Origin of the sequence: Phyllobacterium sp. A18/5-2 (assembly GCF_025452215.1) — a bacterium.
GTDB classification, from domain to species: Bacteria; Pseudomonadota; Alphaproteobacteria; order Rhizobiales; family Rhizobiaceae; genus Phyllobacterium; species Phyllobacterium sophorae.
Genome location: NZ_CP104966.1, coordinates 671526 through 689223, shown reverse-complemented (window position 1 = coordinate 689223; position 17698 = coordinate 671526). Strand labels below are relative to the sequence as shown.

The following is a 17698-nucleotide window of genomic DNA, read 5'->3' as shown; positions in this document are numbered from 1 at the left end:
CCACTCGCTCTGGGGAGGGAACCGATGAAGAACCTGTTGGCCAGTGTTTCAGCTGGTGTGATTGCACTTTTCAGCGTGCAAGCTGCCTTTTCTGCAGAGTTGCCGGGAAAATTCGAAGGCGTGACGATCGACGCCAAGCTCATCGGCGGTCAGCAATATGAGCCGCTGTATGAGCGCATCGGCGAATGGGAAAAGCTTACCGGCGCCAAGGTGAACATCCTGTCGAAGAAGAATCATTTCGAGCTCGACAAGGAGATCAAGTCGGATATCGCCTCAGGCAGCCTGAACTGGTGCGTCGGTTCAAATCATTCATCATTCGCCCCGCAATATCCGGGAATCTATACGGACCTGAACAAACTCATACCGGCCGAAGAAGTTGCTGCATTCGTACCTTCGAACATCAAGTCATCGACGCTGGATGGCAAGCTGGTCATGCTGCCGCGCGCACAGTTCGACGTGTCGGCGCTATATTACCAGAAGAGCCTCTACGAAGATGAAGGCAACAAGAAAGCTTTCAAGGAGAAGTACGGCTATGACCTGACCCCGCCGGACACCTGGCAGCAGGTCTCCGACCAGGCGCTCTTCTTTACCAAGGCACCGGATTTCTACGGCACGCAGTTTGCCGGCAAGGAAGAGGCGATCAACGGCCGCTTCTATGAAATGGTGATTGCGGAGGGCGGCGAATATATCGACGCCGAAGGCAAGCCCGCATTCAATTCGGAAGCGGGCATCAAGGCGCTCGACTGGTTCGTCAATCTCTACAAGGCAAAGGCCGTTCCGGCTGGCACAACCAATTACCTCTGGGATGATCTGGGCCAGGGCTTTGCGTCAGGCTCCATCGCCATCAATCTCGACTGGCCGGGCTGGGCAAGTTTCTTCAACGATCCGAAGTCGTCCAAAGTTGCCGGCAATGTAGGCGTCAAGGTTGCGCCCGCCGGTTCCTCCGGCAAGCGGACGGGCTGGTCCGGCCATCATGGCTTCTCGGTAACCGAATCCTGCGCCAACAAGGAAGCGGCGGCCTCGCTCGTCTGGTGGCTGACCAATGAAGACAGCCAGAAGCTTGAAGCCAAGGCCGGTCCCTTGCCGACACGCACGGCAGTCTGGGCCTGGGACATCGAGCAGGCGAAGGGCGATCCCTACAAGACCGAAGTCCTGAATGCTTTCCAGGAAGAAGCCAAGAACGCCTTTCCGGTTCCGCCGCTAGCCGAGTGGATCGAAATTTCCAATGCGGTCTATCCGGAACTGCAGGCTGCTATCCTTGGCGACAAGACGTCGAAGGAAGCGCTCGACACCGCTGCCAAAAAGGCAACCGAAATCCTTCAGGATGCAGGCAAGCTTTGAGGGATACATGCCGCTCTCGACTCTCCCCTCGTGGGGAGGGACGGACGCAAGTCCTGGGAGGGTATTTCTGCAGCCAGCACGGCTGATCAGTAAGAAATAAACAAGTCCCTCCCTGCTGCTTCGCAGCCTCCCTCCCCAAAAGGGGGAGGGTGGGAGGTGGCAAAGCAGAGACCGAAGGCCAATATTTCAGATGAAATTTCCCAAACTATCAGCGCCGACGCTACTGCTGCTGCCTGCAATTGTCGTTCTTGCCGCTGTTATCGTGCTGCCGCTGCTGTTCTCGCTCTATTCGAGCTTCACGCCGTTCCGGCTGACCAAGCCCGAGTCGATCTGGATATTCATCGGCTTTCGCAATTATGTCGGCGTGCTGACCAATCTTGAATTCTGGACCGCGTTCGGCCGGACCGTATTGCTCTTGACCATCGCGCTCAATGCCGAAATGTTCCTCGGTCTCGGGCTTGCCATGCTGGTCAACAAGGCGACGCGCGGCCAGCGTATTCTGCGCACGCTGATGATGTTTCCGATGATGTTCTCGCCGGTGCTCGTCGGCTTCCAGTTCAAGTTCCTGTTCAATGACAATATTGGCTTCGTCAACAACGCGCTGCAATCGCTCGGGCTGACCACGAATGCCATTCCCTGGCTGATCGATGGCAACCTGGCATTGTTCTCGATCATCGTTGCCGAGGTCTGGTCGTCGACGGCTGTCTTCGCCATTCTCATCCTCGCAGGGCTGCTTGCCATGCCGCAGGAGCCGGTCGAAGCGGCGCGTGTCGATGGCTGCACGCCGTGGCAGACTTTCCGCTACGTCACATGGCCATATCTGATGCCGTTCGCCTTCATCGCCATGACGATCCGCTCGCTCGACGTGGCACGCGCCTATGACATTGTGAAGATCATGACCGACGGCGGACCCGCCAAGCGCACGGAGCTACTGTGGACGCTGGTCGGACGCACGGCCTATAGCGACGCACGGATGGGTCTTGCCAATGCGATGGCCTATATCTCGATCCTGCTGTCGATCCTGTTCACCGTATATTTCTTCAGAAAGCTTGCGGCCGCCCGCCAGCAAATCGGAGCGGAGTGGTAGGGCCTTTCATGATTACACGAAATCATTCTGTTTCTCGTTTGGGGCGGCGATCCACCAGGAAGGGCGCGAAGCCCGATGTGGTGCATCGGGCGAGCGGCCTGACACCGTGGGCGCCCGCCAAACGGAAACCCGATGGGCCGGGCTGGTTTGGGCCAAATCCTTCGGCCTCCGGCTCGTCCGGGCAGCCAGCCCGGCCTTCGCTGCAGACCTTGACGCCCGGGTCCAGCCTTTGGCTGGCCCGAGGACAGGCCAAGTCCCAAGCCGTCACCGGCAGAATGGTTCCGTGCAACCATGAAAGGCTCTAGATGGACCAGAACAGCTCTCATCGTCTCAAACGCCGCGGCCTGAAAGTCCTGCATCTTGCCGGGCTATTCCTGGCGATGCTGGTCATCTGCCTGCCGGGCCTGTGGATTGTCCTTAGTTCGCTCCGGCCGACAGTCGAGATCATGGCGAAGCCGCCGGTTTGGATACCGCAGGATGTCTCGCTCGATGCCTACCGTGCCATGTTTGGCGGCGCCGGGCAGGGCGGCATTCCGGTCTGGGAATATTTCCGCAATTCGCTGATCATTTCGATTACCTCGACGGCCATCGCCCTCATAATCGGCATGGCGGGCGGCTATGCGTTCGCACGCTACAAGTTCAAGGGCAAGTCGGGCATCTTCCTCGGCTTCATGCTGACGCGCGCCGTCCCCGGCATCGCACTGTCGCTGCCGCTGTTCATGATCTTCGCCCGGGTCGGCATTATCGACACGCATTTCGCGATGATCCTGATTTATGTAGCGCTGAACGTGCCATTCACGATCTGGCTCATCGACGGCTTCTTCCGGCAAGTGCCCAAGGACCTGGCGGAAGCCGCGCAGATCGATGGCTGTACGCGCTGGCAGGCATTCTGGCAGGTGGAGTTTCCGCTGGCCGGACCCGGCATCGCGTCGGCGGGCATCTTTGCCTTCCTCACCTCGTGGAACGAATATGCGCTGGCATCGCAGATCACCCGTTCGGTGAATTCGAAGACATTGCCTGTCGGCCTCCTCGATTATACGTCGGAGTTCACCATCGACTGGCGCGGCATGTGCGCACTCGCGGTGGTCATGATCATTCCGGCACTCACACTCACTTTTATCATCCAGAAGCATCTCGTGTCCGGACTGACGTTCGGCGCGGTGAAAGGTTAAGCTCGTCATGGCCCCTGTTACACTCAAAAAACTGGTCAAGAGTTATGGCAATGTCGACGTCGTCCATGGCATCGACCTGGAGGTCAAGGATCGCGAGTTTATCGCGCTGGTCGGCCCGTCCGGCTGCGGAAAATCGACGACGCTGCGCATGATTGCCGGGCTCGAGGACATCAGTGGCGGTGTGGTTGAAATCGGCGGCAAGCCGGTGAATGACCTGCCGCCGCGCGCCCGCAATATCTCGATGGTGTTCCAGTCCTACGCGCTCTACCCGCACATGACCGTGCGCGAGAACATGGGCTTTTCGTTGAAGATCGGCAAAGTCGCGCAGAGCGAAATCGACACACGCGTGAACGAAGCCGCAGCAATCCTCGGTCTGGACAAATATATGGACCGGCGCCCCTCACAGCTCTCCGGTGGCCAGCGCCAGCGTGTTGCAATGGGCCGCGCGATCGTGCGCAAGCCGGACGTGTTCCTCTTCGACGAACCCCTCTCCAACCTCGACGCCAAATTGCGTACGCAGGTTCGCACCGAGATCAAGCGCCTGCACGCCAAGGTGCAGTCGACGATGATCTATGTGACGCACGATCAGGTGGAAGCGATGACCCTCTCCGACCGCATCGTCATCATGCGCGATGGTCATATCGAGCAGGTCGGTACACCGGAGGAAGTGTTCAAGCGGCCGGCCACGCGCTTCGTCGCAGGGTTCATCGGTTCGCCGCCGATGAACCTCAACGAAGCGACGGTTGCCGATGGCAAACTCGTCTTTGCCGGCGGGCAGAGTCTGCCGCTGCCGATTGAATTCCGCGGTAAGGTTGCAGCGGGTGACAAGGTGATCTTCGGCCTGCGGCCCGACGATATTTACCCGACGGGTCACGGCTTGAACTCCGGGGAAGCCACCGATGTGCATGAAATGGAGCTGCCGGTCTCGATCACCGAGCCACTGGGCAACGAGACCTTGCTCTTTATTACCATGGCGCAGCGCGAGTGGGTGTCGCGCATGCTCAATCCGCGTCCCATGGGTGCCGGAGAGATGGTAAAATTCAGTTTCGACCTGTCTCAGGCGCATCTGTTCTCGCCGGAAACCGGTAAAACCTTGCGGAGGTGAGAGCCTTTCCCGGCCATATTGACCTATTCTGACGGAGGCGTGTTGTGACAAGATCAAGCAAAGACACGAAGACCCGCACTTCGCGTGCGGGCGAGTGGATTTGCGCCGGGATTGGCGCAACGGGCCCCGTCCCTTCGGGTTTCCGGCTGACGGACACCCACTTTGTCAGGCGGCTTCGGATGCACCACATCGACCTCGCCACCTTCCGCGCGGATTGCCTCGCCAGCCGAGAAACAGAATACGGCCAATATGGCCGGGAAAGGCTCTACTATGGCCAAAATCGAACGAGTTGAGTTGCGCATGGTGGATCTGCCGCCGAAAGTGCTGCGGACCGATGCGATCCAGAGCTTTGTCAGCCAGGAGACGCCGATCGTCACGATCACTGACAGTGATGGCGCTGCGGGCACCGGATACAGCTATACGATCGGTACGGGCGGATCATCGGTGATGCGCCTGCTCTCTGACCACCTCGCTCCCCGTTTGCTCGGCAAGGATGCCGATCAGATCGAGGCGATCTGGCGTGACCTTGAATTTGCCACCCACGCGACAACAATCGGCGCGATTACTGCAATTGCGCTTGCCGCTGTCGACACTGCGCTATGGGATTTGCGTGCCAGGAAGCAGAACCTGCCACTATGGAAACTGGCGGGCGGGGCGAAGGATCGCTGCCCGCTGTACACGACCGAAGGCGGCTGGCTGCACATTGAAAAGCAGGCGCTGGTCGATGATGCCCTGCAGGCAAAGGCCAAGGGTTTCAAGGGCGCAAAGGTCAAAATCGGCCGTCCGCATGGTTCCGAGGATCTGGAGCGGTTGTCGGCGGTGCGCGACGCTGTCGGGGCTGGTTTCGAGATCATGACCGATGCCAATCAGGGTTTTGCACTGGACGAGGCCATCCGCCGCTCTCAGGTACTTCGCGATATCGATCTGGCCTGGCTGGAGGAGCCGCTGCCGGCCGACGATATTGATGGGCATGTGCGCCTGTCGGCGGCAACACCAACGCCCGTGGCCATTGGCGAGTCGCTCTATTCGATCCGGCATTTCCGCGAATATATGCAGAAGCGTGCCTGCTCTATCGTGCAGGTGGATGTGGGCCGCATTGGCGGTATCACGCCATGGCTGAAGGTGGCACACACCGCCGAGACCTTCGATATTCCTGTCTGCCCGCATTTCCTGATGGAACTGCATGTGAGTCTCACTTGCGCGGTGCAGAACGGCAAATATGTCGAATTTATTCCGCAGCTCGATGACCTGACCCACACGCAGATGCGTATCGAGAACGGCTTTGCCATTGCGCCGAACGAGCCGGGCATTGGTATCGACTGGGATTGGGATGCCGTGAAGGCGCGCAGCATCGACGAATTTACCACCGAGATCCGGAGCTGATGCGATGCAACGTATGGGAATGATGATCGGGCTCAACGGGGATAAAGTCGCGGAATATAAGCGGCTGCACGCCGCCGTCTGGCCGGAAATTCTGGAACTGATATCAAGCTGCAATATCCGCAACTACACGATCTTCCTGCGCGAGCCGGAAAACATCCTGTTCGGTACATGGGAATATCACGGGACCGACTTCGAGGCCGACATGGCGAAGATGGCCGCCAATGCGAAGAACAAGGAATGGTGGGACGTGTGCATGCCGTGCCAGGTGCCGCTGGAAACGCGCGCCAAAGGCGAGTGGTGGGCGATGATGGAAGAAGTCTTCCATCTGGATTGATGAGGAATATTCGATGAGTTTTGAACCCGCATCCCTGCAACAGAGCTGGCCCTTGCCGGCGAAGCCACGACCGGTCGTGACCTTCGGCGCGGGCAGCATTGTCGGCGATGCGCATTATCCGGCCTACAACAAGGGCGGCTTTCCGATTGCCGGACTGTTCGATCCGGATGAGGCCAAGGCGCGGAAACTGGCGGATGAATGGGGTGTCACAGTCTATGCTTCCATCGCCGAGGGTGCGGCGGTTGAGAACGCGATCTTCGATCTCGCTACGCCGCCATCGCGTCACGCTGAAATCCTGAAGGTCCTGCCCGAGGGTTCCTTTGCGCTGATCCAGAAGCCGATGGGCAGCGATCTTGGACAAGCGTCCGAGATCCTGCGCATTTGCCGGGAGCGCAATATCACTGCGGCGGTCAATTTCCAGTTGCGCTTCGCGCCGATGATGCTGGCGCTGAAGGATGCGATGGCACAAGGCTGGCTTGGCGAGGTTGTCGATTTCGATGCCTGGCTGGCGCTGGATACGCCATGGTCGCTCTGGCCGTTCTTGAACGGCCTGCCGCGCGTCGAGATTGCCATGCACTCGATCCATTATATTGACCTTATACGGCAGATCCTCGGCAACCCGCTCGGCGTGCACGCCAAGACGCTCGGCCATCCCAATCATGAAGTGGCGCAGACGAGGACCAGCGCCATCCTCGACTATGGGAATAGGGTACGCTGTTCGCTGTCGATCAATCACGATCACAAATTCGGCCGCAAATTCCAGGCTTGCGAGTTCCGCGTCAGCGGCACGGAAGGCGCGGCCTATGTGAAGCTCGGCGTCAACCTCGACTATCCGCGCGGAGAGCCGGACGAATTGATGATCTATCCGAAGGGTGGCTCCGGCTGGGTCAGCGTTCCGCTGAAGGGCGCGTGGTTTCCGGATGCTTTTGTCGGGCGTATGGCCAACCTGCAGCGCTTTGCAAGCGGCGAGGACAAGGAACTGGTCAGTTCGGTCGAGGATGGCTGGTACACCATGGCGCTGGTCGAGGCTGCCTATCAATCGAGCGCGACGCCGGCAACTCCGCTCGCGCAGAAACCGGAGGCTTAGAACCTTTCATGTCTGGATGGAATCATTCTGCCGGAGGGAATTTGGTTCAAGGTCAAGGGGTTTGGCGAGGCCGATGTTTACCCATCGGACGAAGCCGAAGCCCGAAGGCTTTGGAGCAAATTCACCCGGCCCTTCGGGTTTCCGGCTGGCGGCCACCCACTTTGTCAGGCGGCTTCGTCCGATGCACGTACATCGGCCTCGCCACCTTCCGCGTGGATTGTCTCGCCATCCAGGAAACAGAAATGTTTCCATCCAAACATGAAAGGTTCTAGATGTCCGAACAAGCCATCTATTTCGAGGACTATGAACTCGGCCATATGCGTGTCACGACGGGACGCACCATTACTGAGACTGATTTCGTGGTGCACGCCGGCCATACGGGCGATTTCTTCCCGCACCACATGGACGCGGAATTTGCCAAGACAACGCAATTCGGACAGCGCGTTGCCCATGGCACCATGATTTTCTCCATTGGGGTCGGACTGGCGGCGAGCCTTATCAATCCCGTTGCGTTTTCCTATGGCTACGACCGCCTGCGCTTCGTGCGCCCGGTGTTCATCGGCGATACGATCCGCACGCGGGTAACGATCAGCGCAAAGGAAGACGATCCGAAACGGCCGGACAGCGGACGCGTGGTCGAGCACTGTGAGGTGATCAATCAACGCGACGAAGTGGTATTGGTGGCTGACCATATTTTGATTGCGGAGCGCAAGTCCAAGGGTGCATGACAGGCGCAACAGAGTGCCGAACGGAGAATTAAGATGACAGGTAAGCTTGAAGGTAAACGCGTTCTAATTACAGCTGCAGGGCAAGGCATCGGCCGGGCTTCGGTGCTGGCTTTTGCGCGCGAAGGCGCGATTGTGCATGCGACGGACATCAATGAGCAGCTACTTGATGCGCTGCCAAAGGATGCAGATATCCACCCCCGCAAGCTCGACGTGCTGAAGACGGACGAAGTCAATCAGGTGACCGGCGAGATTGGCGCCATCGACGTGCTGTTCAACTGCGCCGGTTTCGTCCATGGCGGTTCGATTCTCGAAATGCCGGATGCTGATCTGGAGTTTGCGCTGGACTTGAATGTCCGCGCGATGATCCGCACGATCAGGGCGGTTCTTCCGGGTATGATCGAGCGCAAGGATGGCGCGATTGTCAACATGTCTTCGGTTGCCAGCAGCGTGAAGGGCGTACCGAACCGTTTTGCCTATGGCGTGACCAAGGCGGCAGTTCTGGGCCTCACCAAGGCGGTCGCAGCCGATTACATCACCCAGGGTATCCGCTGCAATGCGATCTGCCCCGGCACGGTTGAGAGCCCATCGCTGGAACAGCGCATGCGTGCGGGAGGTGATTATGAGGCAACGCGCGCGGCCTTCATTGCGCGCCAGCCCATGGGCCGTCTCGGACTGCCGGAAGAAATCGCCGACCTCGCCGTTTATCTCGCCGGCGCGACTTATACGACAGGTCAGGCTTACAACATCGATGGCGGCTGGACCGTCTAGGAGACTTTGGGAAATCCACCGCGATGGCCATCTGATGCGATTTTCTACGCTTCCGGTGCTCATGGACGAAAAAGTCCACTGCGCTCCGGTTCTCGAAAACCACACCAGCTGCCTCATCAGGATGAATTCTCAAGCATCTCCAACAAGAAAAAGGAGCAGACGATGAAATTTCTACGATATGGCGAGCCAGGACAGGAAAAGCCTGGCGTTCTCGATGGCAAAGGGCAAATCCGCGATCTTTCTGGCAAGGTGAACGATATTTCCGGGGCGGTGCTTGACCCGGACGCGCTGGCCAAGCTTGGCGATCTGGATGTCGAGAGCCTACCGATAGTCGGCGGCAATCCGCGTCTCGGACCCTGCGTCGCCGGTACCGGCAAGTTCATCTGTATCGGTCTCAACTATGCTGATCACGCCGCGGAATCCGGCATGGCCGTTCCACCCGAGCCAGTAATTTTCATGAAGGCGACATCGGCAATCGCAGGTCCAAATGACGATCTGGTCATTCCGCGCGGTTCGGAAAAGAACGACTGGGAAGTAGAGCTCGGTGTCGTCATCGGACGCACCGCAAAATATGTCACGCAAGGCGAGGCGCTGGATTATGTCGCCGGCTATTGCACGGTGCATGATGTCAGCGAGCGCGCTTTCCAGACGGAGCGTTCGGGTCAATGGACCAAGGGCAAGAGCTGCGACACGTTCGGCCCGACCGGTCCGTGGCTCGTGACCAAGGATGAGGTCGCAGACCCGCAGGACCTTCCCATGTGGCTGACCGTAAATGGCGAGACCATGCAGAACGGCTCGACCAAGACGATGGTCTATGGCGTTGCCTTCCTCGTTTCTTATCTCAGCCAGTTCATGAGCCTGCAGCCCGGCGACATCATCTCGACCGGCACGCCTCCCGGCGTCGGCATGGGTATGAAACCGCCGCGCTATCTCAAGGCCGGCGATGTCGTGGAACTCGGCATCGAAGGCCTGGGCACCCAGAAACAGGTGACGCGCGCCGACGCGTAGGCGCGCTGCACCCTTAGCAACAGATACATGAGGCATATCGTGACCCGCATTACCGATCTTCGCGTTTTTGATGTCCGCTTTCCCACTTCGCAAAGCCTTGACGGGTCGGATGCGATGAATCCGGATCCGGACTATTCGGCGGCCTATGTCGTGCTCGACACCAATGCCGACGGGCTTTCCGGCCACGGTCTCACCTTCACCATCGGGCGCGGCAACGAAATCTGCTGCCTTGCCATCGAGGCGATGAAGCATCTCGTCATTGGTCTGGAGCTCGACTGGGTGAAGGAAAATCCTGGTCGTTTCTGGCACTTCATTACCGGCGACAGCCAGCTGCGCTGGATCGGCCCGGACAAGGGTGCGATGCATCTGGCGACCGGCGCCGTCGTCAATGCGGTCTGGGACCTGCTCGCCAAGGAAGCGAAGAAGCCCGTCTGGCAGCTGGTCGGTGAAATGACACCGGAGGAGATCGTCAACATCGTCGATTTCCGCTACCTGACCGACGTTTTGACTCGTGAAGAGGCTTTGGCAATCCTGCGTAAGGCCCAAAGCGGCAAGAAGGAACGGATCGCGACGCTGAAGGCGGAAGGCTATCCCTGCTATACGACCTCGGCTGGCTGGCTCGGCTATTCGGATGAAAAGTTGCGCCGCCTTTGCCAGGAAGCTATCGATGCCGGGTTCAATCATATCAAGATGAAGGTCGGCCGCGATCTCGACGACGATATCCGCCGCCTGACCATCGCCCGCGAGGTGATCGGACCGGATCGTATTCTGATGATCGATGCGAACCAGGTCTGGGAGGTCAATGAGGCGATCGACTGGGTGAAGAAGCTTGCCTTCGTCAAGCCGTTTTTCATCGAGGAGCCCACTAGCCCCGACGATGTCGCGGGCCACCGCAAGATCTCGCCAGGCGATCAGTCCGGTCAAGGTGGCGACCGGCGAAATGTGCCAGAACCGCATCGTGTTCAAGCAGTTCATCGCCGAAGGCGCCATCGACGTGGTTCAGATCGATTCCTGCCGTATGGGCGGACTGAACGAAGTGCTCGCCGTGCTGCTCATGGCGGCGAAGTACGATCTGCCTGTCTGGCCGCATGCGGGCGGCGTTGGCCTGTGCGAATATGTGCAGCATTTGTCGATGATCGACTACGTCGCCGTCTCTGGTACCAAAGAGGGCAGGGTGATCGAATATGTCGATCATTTGCATGAACACTTCGTCGATCCCTGCAGTATCCAGAATGCGGCCTATATGCCGCCATCGCTGCCGGGCTTCTCGATCGAGATGAAGCCGGAATCGATCAAGCAATATCTGCACAGACCGATGGCCTGAACCGGCAAGGGTCCATGAAACGCGGCGGCAGAGATGCCGCCGTTTTCGTTTACGGATATGTGTCGTCTTGCGTAAATGCGATGTCGTTTCCGCACCTATTCTTTTTCTGTGCCGGATGCTTTTATCGGGACACTTGAGGTGCCGCTTTCTAGGGGAAGCGGAGAATTGGGAAGCCGGTCGAAAACCCGGCGCTGCCCCCGCAACGGTAGTGGAGTAAAACGCGGCAAAATAGCCACTGGGAGTGCACCCCGGGAAGGCGCCGTGAAGCCCGGCAAGGCAACTCCAGAGCCCGGAAACCAGCCCCGAGTGACAACACCGACTGATCGCGGTGGGCGATCAAGGAGCATGATTTTGCGCAGGCAACGCTTGTTGACTGTGCGGACGTTCTTCTCCGTCACCACCAGTCAGTTCTTTGCAGCTGTAAGGGCGAGGACACGACATGGATATTCGTAATGAACTGCTCCGGAATCTTCAAAACCGGAAACCGGGCTACGGACTTGAACAGGCCTTCTATTCCGATCCGGACTATTACCGTCTCGATATGGAAAACATCTTCTATCGCGACTGGCTGTTCATCGGTCATGATTGCGAAGTGGCGAAGCCGGGGAATTATTTCACGGTGCAGGTCGGCGACTATCCGGTTGTCATCGTTCGTGACCGGCAGGGAAAGATCAGAGCCTTCCACAATTCCTGCCGCCATCGCGGTTCACGCGTCTGCTCGGCCGAAAAGGGTACTGCGGCGAAGCTCGTCTGCCCCTATCACCAGTGGACCTATGAGCTCGATGGCCGCCTGCTGTTTGCCCGCCAGATGGGCGATGATTTCGACGCCAGCCAGCACAGCCTGAAGACCGTTCATTGCGAAAGCGTCGGCGGGTATATCTTCATCTGCCTCGCACCCGTTGCGCCGGATTTCGCAGCGACGCGCGCGCTGCTCGAACCCTACCTCGCGCCGCATCGCCTCACCGAGACGAAGGTCGCGTTCCAAAGCTCGATCGTTGAAAAGGGCAACTGGAAGCTTGTCTGGGAAAACAATCGCGAGTGCTATCACTGCGTCGCCAACCACCCTGAACTGTGCAAGACCTTCCCGGAGGCGCCGAGTGTCACGGGTATTCAGGGTTCCAAGGACGATCCGGAAATCGTCGCGCATTGGGACAAGTGTGAAGCCGTTGGCCTGCCGAGTGTCTTCCGTATTGCCGAGGACGGCCAGTACCGCGCGACGCGCGTGCCACTGTTGCGCGATGCCGAGAGCTATACCTTGAGCGGCAAGCGTGCCGTCGGCAGGCAGCTTAGCGATGACGTCAATGCCAAACAGATCGGTTCGCTGCTGCTCTATCATTACCCGACAACATGGAATCACATTCTTGGCGATCATGCGATCTCGTTCCGCGTGCTGCCGCTCGGTCCCAATGAAACGCAGGTCACCACCAAATGGCTGGTGCACAAGGATGCGGTGGAAGGCGTCGACTACAATATCGAAGAACTGACGCATGTCTGGCTGGAGACCAACGACCAGGATCGCCGTATCGTTGAAGAAAACGCCTTCGGTATCCGTTCGCCCGCCTACGAGCCTGGCCCTTACTCGGTTGAGCATGAAGGCGGTGTGCTGCAGTTCCTCGAATGGTACAGCAATGCGATGGAGACGCGTCTCTCCGGCGACAAGAAACTCAGCAGGGTAGCTTAATGACGAGAGCGAGAGTGGGCCATATTGCGCCAGTTCTGTTTCTCGGATGGCGAGACAGCCCACGAGAAAGGTGGCGAGGCCGATGTCTTTCCATCGAACGATGCCGCCTGACAAAGTGGATGGCCGCCAGCCAGAAACCCGAAGGGCCGAGCGAATTCGGGCCAAATCCTTCGGGGCTCGGCTTTGGCCGCACAACCAGTGCGACCGCGCCAATCCCCTCGACCTTGTCCGCGAATTCTCTCCGGCAGAACGGTGCAATATGACCTACTCTCGCTCTGGGGGTGTTCCTCAGAACTATCCACACCTCGACCAGATGCAGCCGTGGAATGACCGGCTGCATCTGCTTGAGTGCCTGTCAATTGTTGAGGAAGCGCCCAATGTGAAGACCTTCACCTTCAGGTCGGACAATCAGAACTGGTTCCGCTATGAGCCGGGCCAGTTCATGACTTTCGAACTGCCGGTGCAGCCCGAAGCGGTGCTGCGCACCTATACGCTCTCCTCCACCCCGTCGCGGCCCTTCACCATCGCTGTGACGGTCAAGGCGCAGGAGGATAGCATCGGCACGCGCTGGATGCTGGATCATTTGACACCCGGCGTGCGGCTCAAGGCATTCGGCCCGCTTGGCGATTTCTCCATGCGCAAACATCCGGGCGGAAAATATCTGTTTATCTCGGCCGGATCCGGCATTACCCCGATGATGTCAATGACCCGCTGGATGCATGATTGCGCGCCGCAGAGCGACATCAGTTTCGTCACCTGTGCGCGCCGCCCCAGCGATATCATTTTCCGCAAGGAACTCGAATATCTCATGAGTTGCATGCCCAACCTGAAGCTCGCCTTCCTCATCAAGGAACACGAGATGGGCCAGGTGTGGACCGGCATTCGCGGCAGGCTCGAAGCACCAAAACTGCCGCTGCTCGCCCCGGATTTCAAGGACAGGACAATATTCTGCTGCGGACCGGAAGGGTTCATGCGCGATGTCCGCACCATGCTGGAAGCATCGGGTTTCGACATGAACCACTATCATCAGGAAAGCTTTGGTCCCGCCGCCGAGCCGGTTTTGCCGATGATGGATGACATCTCGACAGAAGCTGTCGAGGCGGCATCGACCGTCACATTCTCCATGTCGGGAATGGATGTGCCATGCGTTGCAGGCGACACGATTCTGAAAGCGGCGCGCGGCGCCGGTATCCGAATCGCAGCGGCCTGCGGATCCGGTCTCTGTGGCACCTGCAAGGTGATGAAGATTTCCGGTGAAGTCGACATGGACCATAATGGCGGCATTCTCGACGAGGAAATCGACGAGGGTTATGTCCTCGCCTGCTGCTCCAAGCCACTCGGCAATGTCGAAATCGAGGCTTGAGAAATCTCTAAACTCAGCCTGATGGGCATCTACCCATCAGGCCAAGCCGCTCGTCTTAAAACACCACGGTCTTGTGGCCGTTGAGCATGACGCGGGATTCGAGGTGCTTCTTCACCGCCCGTGCCAGCACCCGGCTTTCGATATCGCGGCCGGTGGCCACAAAATCCTCGGCGCTCATCGCGTGGCTGACCCGTTCGGTCTCCTGCTCGATGATCGGACCTTCGTCGAGGTCCGGGGTGACATAATGCGCGGTGGCACCGATCAGCTTGACACCGCGCTCATGCGCCTGGTGATAGGGCTTGGCGCCCTTGAAGCTGGGCAGGAACGAATGGTGGATGTTGATCACCTTGCCGAACAGCCGCTTCGACAGATTGTCGGACAGCACCTGCATGTAGCGGGCGAGGATGACGAGGTCGGCACCGGTGTCCTTGACGATCTGCAGCAGCGCCTCTTCCTGTTCCTTCTTGTTGTCCCTGGATACCGGCAGCACGTGATAGGGGATGCCCTCATGCTCGGCAAAGCGGCGGCTGTCCTCGTGGTTGGAGACGATGGCGGCGACATCGGCATCGAGCCAGCCAACCTTGATCTGGTAGAACAGATGCAACAGGGCATGGTCGAACTTCGACACCATGATGATGATCTTCGGCTTCTTCGCCTGATCGACCAAAGTGGTCTTCATGTCGAAGCGGTCGACACATGATTTCAGGCTGCGTTCGATGTCATCCTTGACGATCGCTTCCGGCGTGGTGAAGGCGATGCGCATGAAGAAGCGATTGGTCTGCCGGTCCCAGAACTGGTTGCTCTCCGCAATATTAGCGCCGGTACCGGCAAGTTCCGTCGTCACCGAGGCAACGATGCCGGGCTTGTCTTCGCAGGAGAGGGTGAGCACGAAGCGATGTGCATGCTCGGCCGCTTTCGATGCGGCCAGGTGATTTTGGGGCTGATGATCCATAAGTTAAACTCCAGGAAGCTCTTTCAGGAAACGGTCCAGTTCGTCACGCGGAATTCCAACCACATGTTCGGGCCCCGGATAGTTTTGTGCGTGCACGTCTGCGACAAACTCGGAAAAGGCTGCGACTCTCTCCTGCTGCAGGCGGTCATATTCAGCCGAAAAGTTGCGGTAGACCTTGGCATGACGCGGATAATGGCCGCGATTTGAACCGAGAACGTCCTGTGCGAACAGATATTGCGCGTCGCAACCCGTGCCCGCACCCATCGAGATCATGAACATCGACGTCCGCTCGGAAATGGCACGTGCTACGTCGACGGGAACCACCTCGATTTCCGCCGCAAAGGCACCGGCGTCCTCCAGCGCTTTGGTCTGCCGCCAGATTTCCAGTGCACTCAAGGCTGTCTTGCCGACGGCTCTGAATCCCCCGGTCCAGGTTGCTCTGGAAGGAATGAGCCCGACATGGCCGCAAACCGGGATACCTTCGTCACGCATCCGCCGCACCGTGGCGAGACTTGCGGCGCAATAGACCGCATCCCCGCCCGCACGCAGCGCCTTGAATGCGGCGCGCAGATAGTCCTCGGCCGTAATGAAATCCCCATATTCGAGGCCAGGGAAGGTGAAGGCTGAGGGTGCGGCGTCGCGAAACTCCGGCGTGAGCAATGCGGGCGGCACCGACAGCATATCGACGCGCGCCCGTTCAGCGGCTTCCGCTTCTTCAAGCGTCTCCACGCGCAGCATCGTCAATTGGCGGCGGCCCTTCAATGCGAGGATGTCCGCTACCGTAGGTCGTCCGTTGGCCATTTCCTGTCCTGTCTATGCTGCGAGGAGCGATTTCAGTCTGACGCCGGGTGCCGCAAGCTGGATGGGGTCGGGTCTGGCGCCGCGGGCAATGAGCATTTCGGCAAGCCTTATGTCCTTTGCGACCGCATTGCCGGGGCCGATACCGCTTGCGGCGGCAAGGCGGCCGTCGTCAGTGAGGTGAAAGAGGATGAAGGCACCATCGCCTAGCTGACGGCATATGGTCTGCGTGCCTTCGTCCGGCAGTCCGGCAACCTGCAGACCAAGCTCATATTGATCCGACCAGAACCACGGAACGGCCTGATGCGGCTCAAGCGATCCGAGCATGTTGCGGGCCGCAAGAGATCCTTGCTCCTGGGCATTGCGCCAGGCCTCGAGCCGCACACGCCTCCCGCCATAAATGGCCAGCGGGAACGTGCAGCAATCGCCGGCCGCGAAAATATCGGGGTCACTGGTCTGCAGCCATTCATTGACGACAATGCCGTTGCCGGTCTCAAGACCGGCCGCCTCTGCCAGCCCTGTGACCGGCGATGCGCCGATGCCGATCACGGCAAGATCGGCCGCGACGATATCGCCGGTCGAAAGGGTGATCGCTACGTTGTTCGCATTGTCGGCAATGGAGACAATCCCGGTATCGCAGCGGATGGTCACGCCTTCCTCGCGGTGACGCCGGTCGATGACTTGAGCGATTTCCTGCGGCACGCCTCGCATCATGATGCGGGCTTGTGCCTCGATCACGGTCACTCTCGCTCCGCGCCTGCGGGCGCTTGCCGCAAGCTCGAGTCCGATGAAGCCACCGCCTACGATCACGATGCGCGCGTCCGGCCGGAACTTGGCGCGGATGGCAAGAGCATCGTCAAAACTGCGTAACGTCACGCAATGTCTGCTGCCTGCTGCCTGGGGCAGGGTCCGGGGATCGCCCCGGTCGCGAGCAGGAGGCGATCGTACTCCATGGTTCGACCGTCTTCGAGAACCACGTTCTTCTCGGTACGGTTTATCGCCGATGCGGTCGTATCGCCGATGAAATCGATACGCTTCTCGTCGAACTGAGTTCCCTCCGCGATCATTCTCGGCAGGGGGTGATGCTCCGAGACCATGGCGTCTTTTGACAGAGGCGGGCGCTCGTAGGGCAGGTGCTTTTCGGTGCCGATCAGGGTGACCGGTCCGTCATAGCCGGTTTCCCTCAAGGCGAAGGCGGCGCGCGCGCCGCATTCCCCTGCGCCGATGATGACCATTCCTTTTTCCATAGCCATTATCCTAATTGGATCAATACTTTGCCGGCCTCGACTTTCACCGGATAAGTCTTCAGATTGACGCAAACTGGCGCGCCCTTGGCTTCACCGGTCTTGTAATTGAAGCGTCCATTGTGCTTGGGACATTCGATGATTTCATCCATCACCAACCCATCGGCCAAGTGGATATGTTCATGGGTGCACAGGCCATCCGTGGCGAAGAACTCGTCGTCGGGACTGCGATAGATCGCAAAAGTGCGCCCCGCGTGGTCAAATCGCATGACATCTTCTTCATCGATGTCGTCAAAGGTGCAGGCCTCGATCCAGTTGCTCAC

At 58.9% G+C, this 17698-nt stretch carries 16 protein-coding genes, 2 pseudogenes and 1 riboswitch; of the genes and pseudogenes, 13 read left to right on the top strand and 5 right to left on the bottom strand.

Annotation, left to right across the window (positions count from 1 at the left end; translation table 11 throughout):
- The first annotated feature begins 24 nt into the window (after positions 1-24).
- The 4 genes from N8E89_RS03430 to N8E89_RS03415 all read left to right on the top strand — a co-directional run bounded on the left by N8E89_RS03430 (position 25) and on the right by N8E89_RS03415 (position 4705).
- The gene (locus tag N8E89_RS03430; RefSeq protein WP_113173882.1) at positions 25-1341 is read left to right on the top strand and encodes a type 2 periplasmic-binding domain-containing protein; all 1317 of its coding nucleotides are present in this window, start codon (positions 25-27) and stop codon (positions 1339-1341) included.
- 190 nt (positions 1342-1531) lie between these two features.
- Positions 1532-2428: a carbohydrate ABC transporter permease gene (locus N8E89_RS03425; RefSeq protein ID WP_262261143.1), complete on the top strand. Its 897-nt coding sequence runs from the start codon at positions 1532-1534 to the stop codon at positions 2426-2428.
- A gap of 305 nt (positions 2429-2733) precedes the next feature.
- On the top strand, positions 2734-3600 hold the full coding sequence (locus N8E89_RS03420; RefSeq protein WP_262261141.1) for a carbohydrate ABC transporter permease: 867 nt from the start codon (positions 2734-2736) through the stop codon (positions 3598-3600).
- Positions 3601-3607: 7 nt separating this feature from the next.
- Positions 3608-4705 carry an ABC transporter ATP-binding protein gene (locus tag N8E89_RS03415; protein WP_262261140.1) on the top strand — a complete coding sequence of 366 codons (1098 nt, stop codon included), beginning with the start codon at positions 3608-3610 and terminating at the stop codon, positions 4703-4705.
- Between the two features lie 53 nt (positions 4706-4758).
- Here the strand turns inward: N8E89_RS03415 and N8E89_RS03410 are convergent, their stop codons facing one another.
- The gene (locus N8E89_RS03410; protein ID WP_262261997.1) at positions 4759-5007 is read right to left on the bottom strand and encodes a hypothetical protein; all 249 of its coding nucleotides are present in this window, start codon (positions 5005-5007) and stop codon (positions 4759-4761) included.
- Here N8E89_RS03410 and N8E89_RS03405 point away from each other — a divergent pair.
- From N8E89_RS03405 to N8E89_RS03365, 9 genes and pseudogenes are all read left to right on the top strand, one after another.
- Positions 4976-6088: a mandelate racemase/muconate lactonizing enzyme family protein gene (locus N8E89_RS03405; protein ID WP_262261139.1), complete on the top strand. Its 1113-nt coding sequence runs from the start codon at positions 4976-4978 to the stop codon at positions 6086-6088. The genes N8E89_RS03410 and N8E89_RS03405 overlap by 32 nt on opposite strands.
- A 4-nt stretch (positions 6089-6092) precedes the next feature.
- The gene (locus N8E89_RS03400; RefSeq protein ID WP_113173877.1) at positions 6093-6422 is read left to right on the top strand and encodes an L-rhamnose mutarotase; all 330 of its coding nucleotides are present in this window, start codon (positions 6093-6095) and stop codon (positions 6420-6422) included.
- A 13-nt stretch (positions 6423-6435) separates the two neighbouring features.
- Positions 6436-7509, top strand: coding sequence for a Gfo/Idh/MocA family protein (locus N8E89_RS03395; protein ID WP_262261138.1), 1074 nt, complete (start codon positions 6436-6438; stop codon positions 7507-7509).
- Between the two features lie 272 nt (positions 7510-7781).
- Positions 7782-8237, top strand: coding sequence for a MaoC/PaaZ C-terminal domain-containing protein (locus N8E89_RS03390; RefSeq protein WP_262261136.1), 456 nt, complete (start codon positions 7782-7784; stop codon positions 8235-8237).
- A 33-nt stretch (positions 8238-8270) separates the two neighbouring features.
- The gene (locus tag N8E89_RS03385; protein WP_113173874.1) at positions 8271-9005 is read left to right on the top strand and encodes an SDR family oxidoreductase; all 735 of its coding nucleotides are present in this window, start codon (positions 8271-8273) and stop codon (positions 9003-9005) included.
- A gap of 162 nt (positions 9006-9167) precedes the next feature.
- A complete protein-coding gene (locus tag N8E89_RS03380) occupies positions 9168-10013 on the top strand; it encodes a fumarylacetoacetate hydrolase family protein (RefSeq protein ID WP_262261135.1) in 846 nt (281 codons plus the stop codon).
- A 39-nt stretch (positions 10014-10052) separates the two neighbouring features.
- Positions 10053-11337, top strand: a pseudogene (locus tag N8E89_RS03375) (L-fuconate dehydratase).
- A 119-nt stretch (positions 11338-11456) separates the two neighbouring features.
- A riboswitch (cobalamin riboswitch) is annotated at positions 11457-11657 on the top strand.
- 119 nt (positions 11658-11776) lie between these two features.
- Positions 11777-13018, top strand: coding sequence for an aromatic ring-hydroxylating oxygenase subunit alpha (locus N8E89_RS03370; protein ID WP_106664124.1), 1242 nt, complete (start codon positions 11777-11779; stop codon positions 13016-13018).
- A gap of 259 nt (positions 13019-13277) precedes the next feature.
- Positions 13278-14381 carry an FAD-binding oxidoreductase gene (locus N8E89_RS03365; protein ID WP_315975681.1) on the top strand — a complete coding sequence of 368 codons (1104 nt, stop codon included), beginning with the start codon at positions 13278-13280 and terminating at the stop codon, positions 14379-14381.
- A gap of 55 nt (positions 14382-14436) precedes the next feature.
- Here the strand turns inward: N8E89_RS03365 and purU are convergent, their stop codons facing one another.
- From purU to N8E89_RS03345, 4 genes and pseudogenes are all read right to left on the bottom strand, one after another.
- Positions 14437-15333, bottom strand: coding sequence for a formyltetrahydrofolate deformylase (gene purU, locus N8E89_RS03360; protein WP_262261132.1), 897 nt, complete (start codon positions 15331-15333; stop codon positions 14437-14439).
- Between the two features lie 3 nt (positions 15334-15336).
- Positions 15337-16134, bottom strand: a complete 798-nt coding sequence (locus N8E89_RS03355; protein WP_262261131.1) for a 3-methyl-2-oxobutanoate hydroxymethyltransferase — start codon at positions 16132-16134, stop codon at positions 15337-15339.
- A gap of 12 nt (positions 16135-16146) precedes the next feature.
- A pseudogene (locus N8E89_RS03350) lies at positions 16147-17384 on the bottom strand (NAD(P)/FAD-dependent oxidoreductase).
- Complete coding sequence (locus tag N8E89_RS03345; RefSeq protein ID WP_245448753.1) at positions 17384-17644, bottom strand: MocE family 2Fe-2S type ferredoxin; 261 nt, start codon at positions 17642-17644, stop codon at positions 17384-17386. Before N8E89_RS03345 ends, N8E89_RS03350 begins: the two are co-directional and overlap by 1 nt.
- Positions 17645-17698 lie beyond the last annotated feature (54 nt).

Coding starts and splice junctions, on each gene's coding strand:
- N8E89_RS03345 (WP_245448753.1), bottom strand. CDS start 17,644: ATGCGATTTGACCACGCGGGGCGCACTTTTGCGATCTATCGCAGTCCC.
- N8E89_RS03365 (WP_315975681.1), top strand. CDS start 13,278: ATGACCTACTCTCGCTCTGGGGGTGTTCCTCAGAACTATCCACACCTC.
- N8E89_RS03400 (WP_113173877.1), top strand. CDS start 6,093: ATGCAACGTATGGGAATGATGATCGGGCTCAACGGGGATAAAGTCGCG.
- N8E89_RS03395 (WP_262261138.1), top strand. CDS start 6,436: ATGAGTTTTGAACCCGCATCCCTGCAACAGAGCTGGCCCTTGCCGGCG.
- N8E89_RS03355 (WP_262261131.1), bottom strand. CDS start 16,134: ATGGCCAACGGACGACCTACGGTAGCGGACATCCTCGCATTGAAGGGC.
- N8E89_RS03380 (WP_262261135.1), top strand. CDS start 9,168: ATGAAATTTCTACGATATGGCGAGCCAGGACAGGAAAAGCCTGGCGTT.
- N8E89_RS03390 (WP_262261136.1), top strand. CDS start 7,782: ATGTCCGAACAAGCCATCTATTTCGAGGACTATGAACTCGGCCATATG.
- purU (WP_262261132.1), bottom strand. CDS start 15,333: ATGGATCATCAGCCCCAAAATCACCTGGCCGCATCGAAAGCGGCCGAG.
- N8E89_RS03410 (WP_262261997.1), bottom strand. CDS start 5,007: ATGCGCAACTCAACTCGTTCGATTTTGGCCATAGTAGAGCCTTTCCCG.
- N8E89_RS03370 (WP_106664124.1), top strand. CDS start 11,777: ATGGATATTCGTAATGAACTGCTCCGGAATCTTCAAAACCGGAAACCG.
- N8E89_RS03425 (WP_262261143.1), top strand. CDS start 1,532: ATGAAATTTCCCAAACTATCAGCGCCGACGCTACTGCTGCTGCCTGCA.
- N8E89_RS03415 (WP_262261140.1), top strand. CDS start 3,608: ATGGCCCCTGTTACACTCAAAAAACTGGTCAAGAGTTATGGCAATGTC.
- N8E89_RS03420 (WP_262261141.1), top strand. CDS start 2,734: ATGGACCAGAACAGCTCTCATCGTCTCAAACGCCGCGGCCTGAAAGTC.
- N8E89_RS03405 (WP_262261139.1), top strand. CDS start 4,976: ATGGCCAAAATCGAACGAGTTGAGTTGCGCATGGTGGATCTGCCGCCG.
- N8E89_RS03385 (WP_113173874.1), top strand. CDS start 8,271: ATGACAGGTAAGCTTGAAGGTAAACGCGTTCTAATTACAGCTGCAGGG.
- N8E89_RS03430 (WP_113173882.1), top strand. CDS start 25: ATGAAGAACCTGTTGGCCAGTGTTTCAGCTGGTGTGATTGCACTTTTC.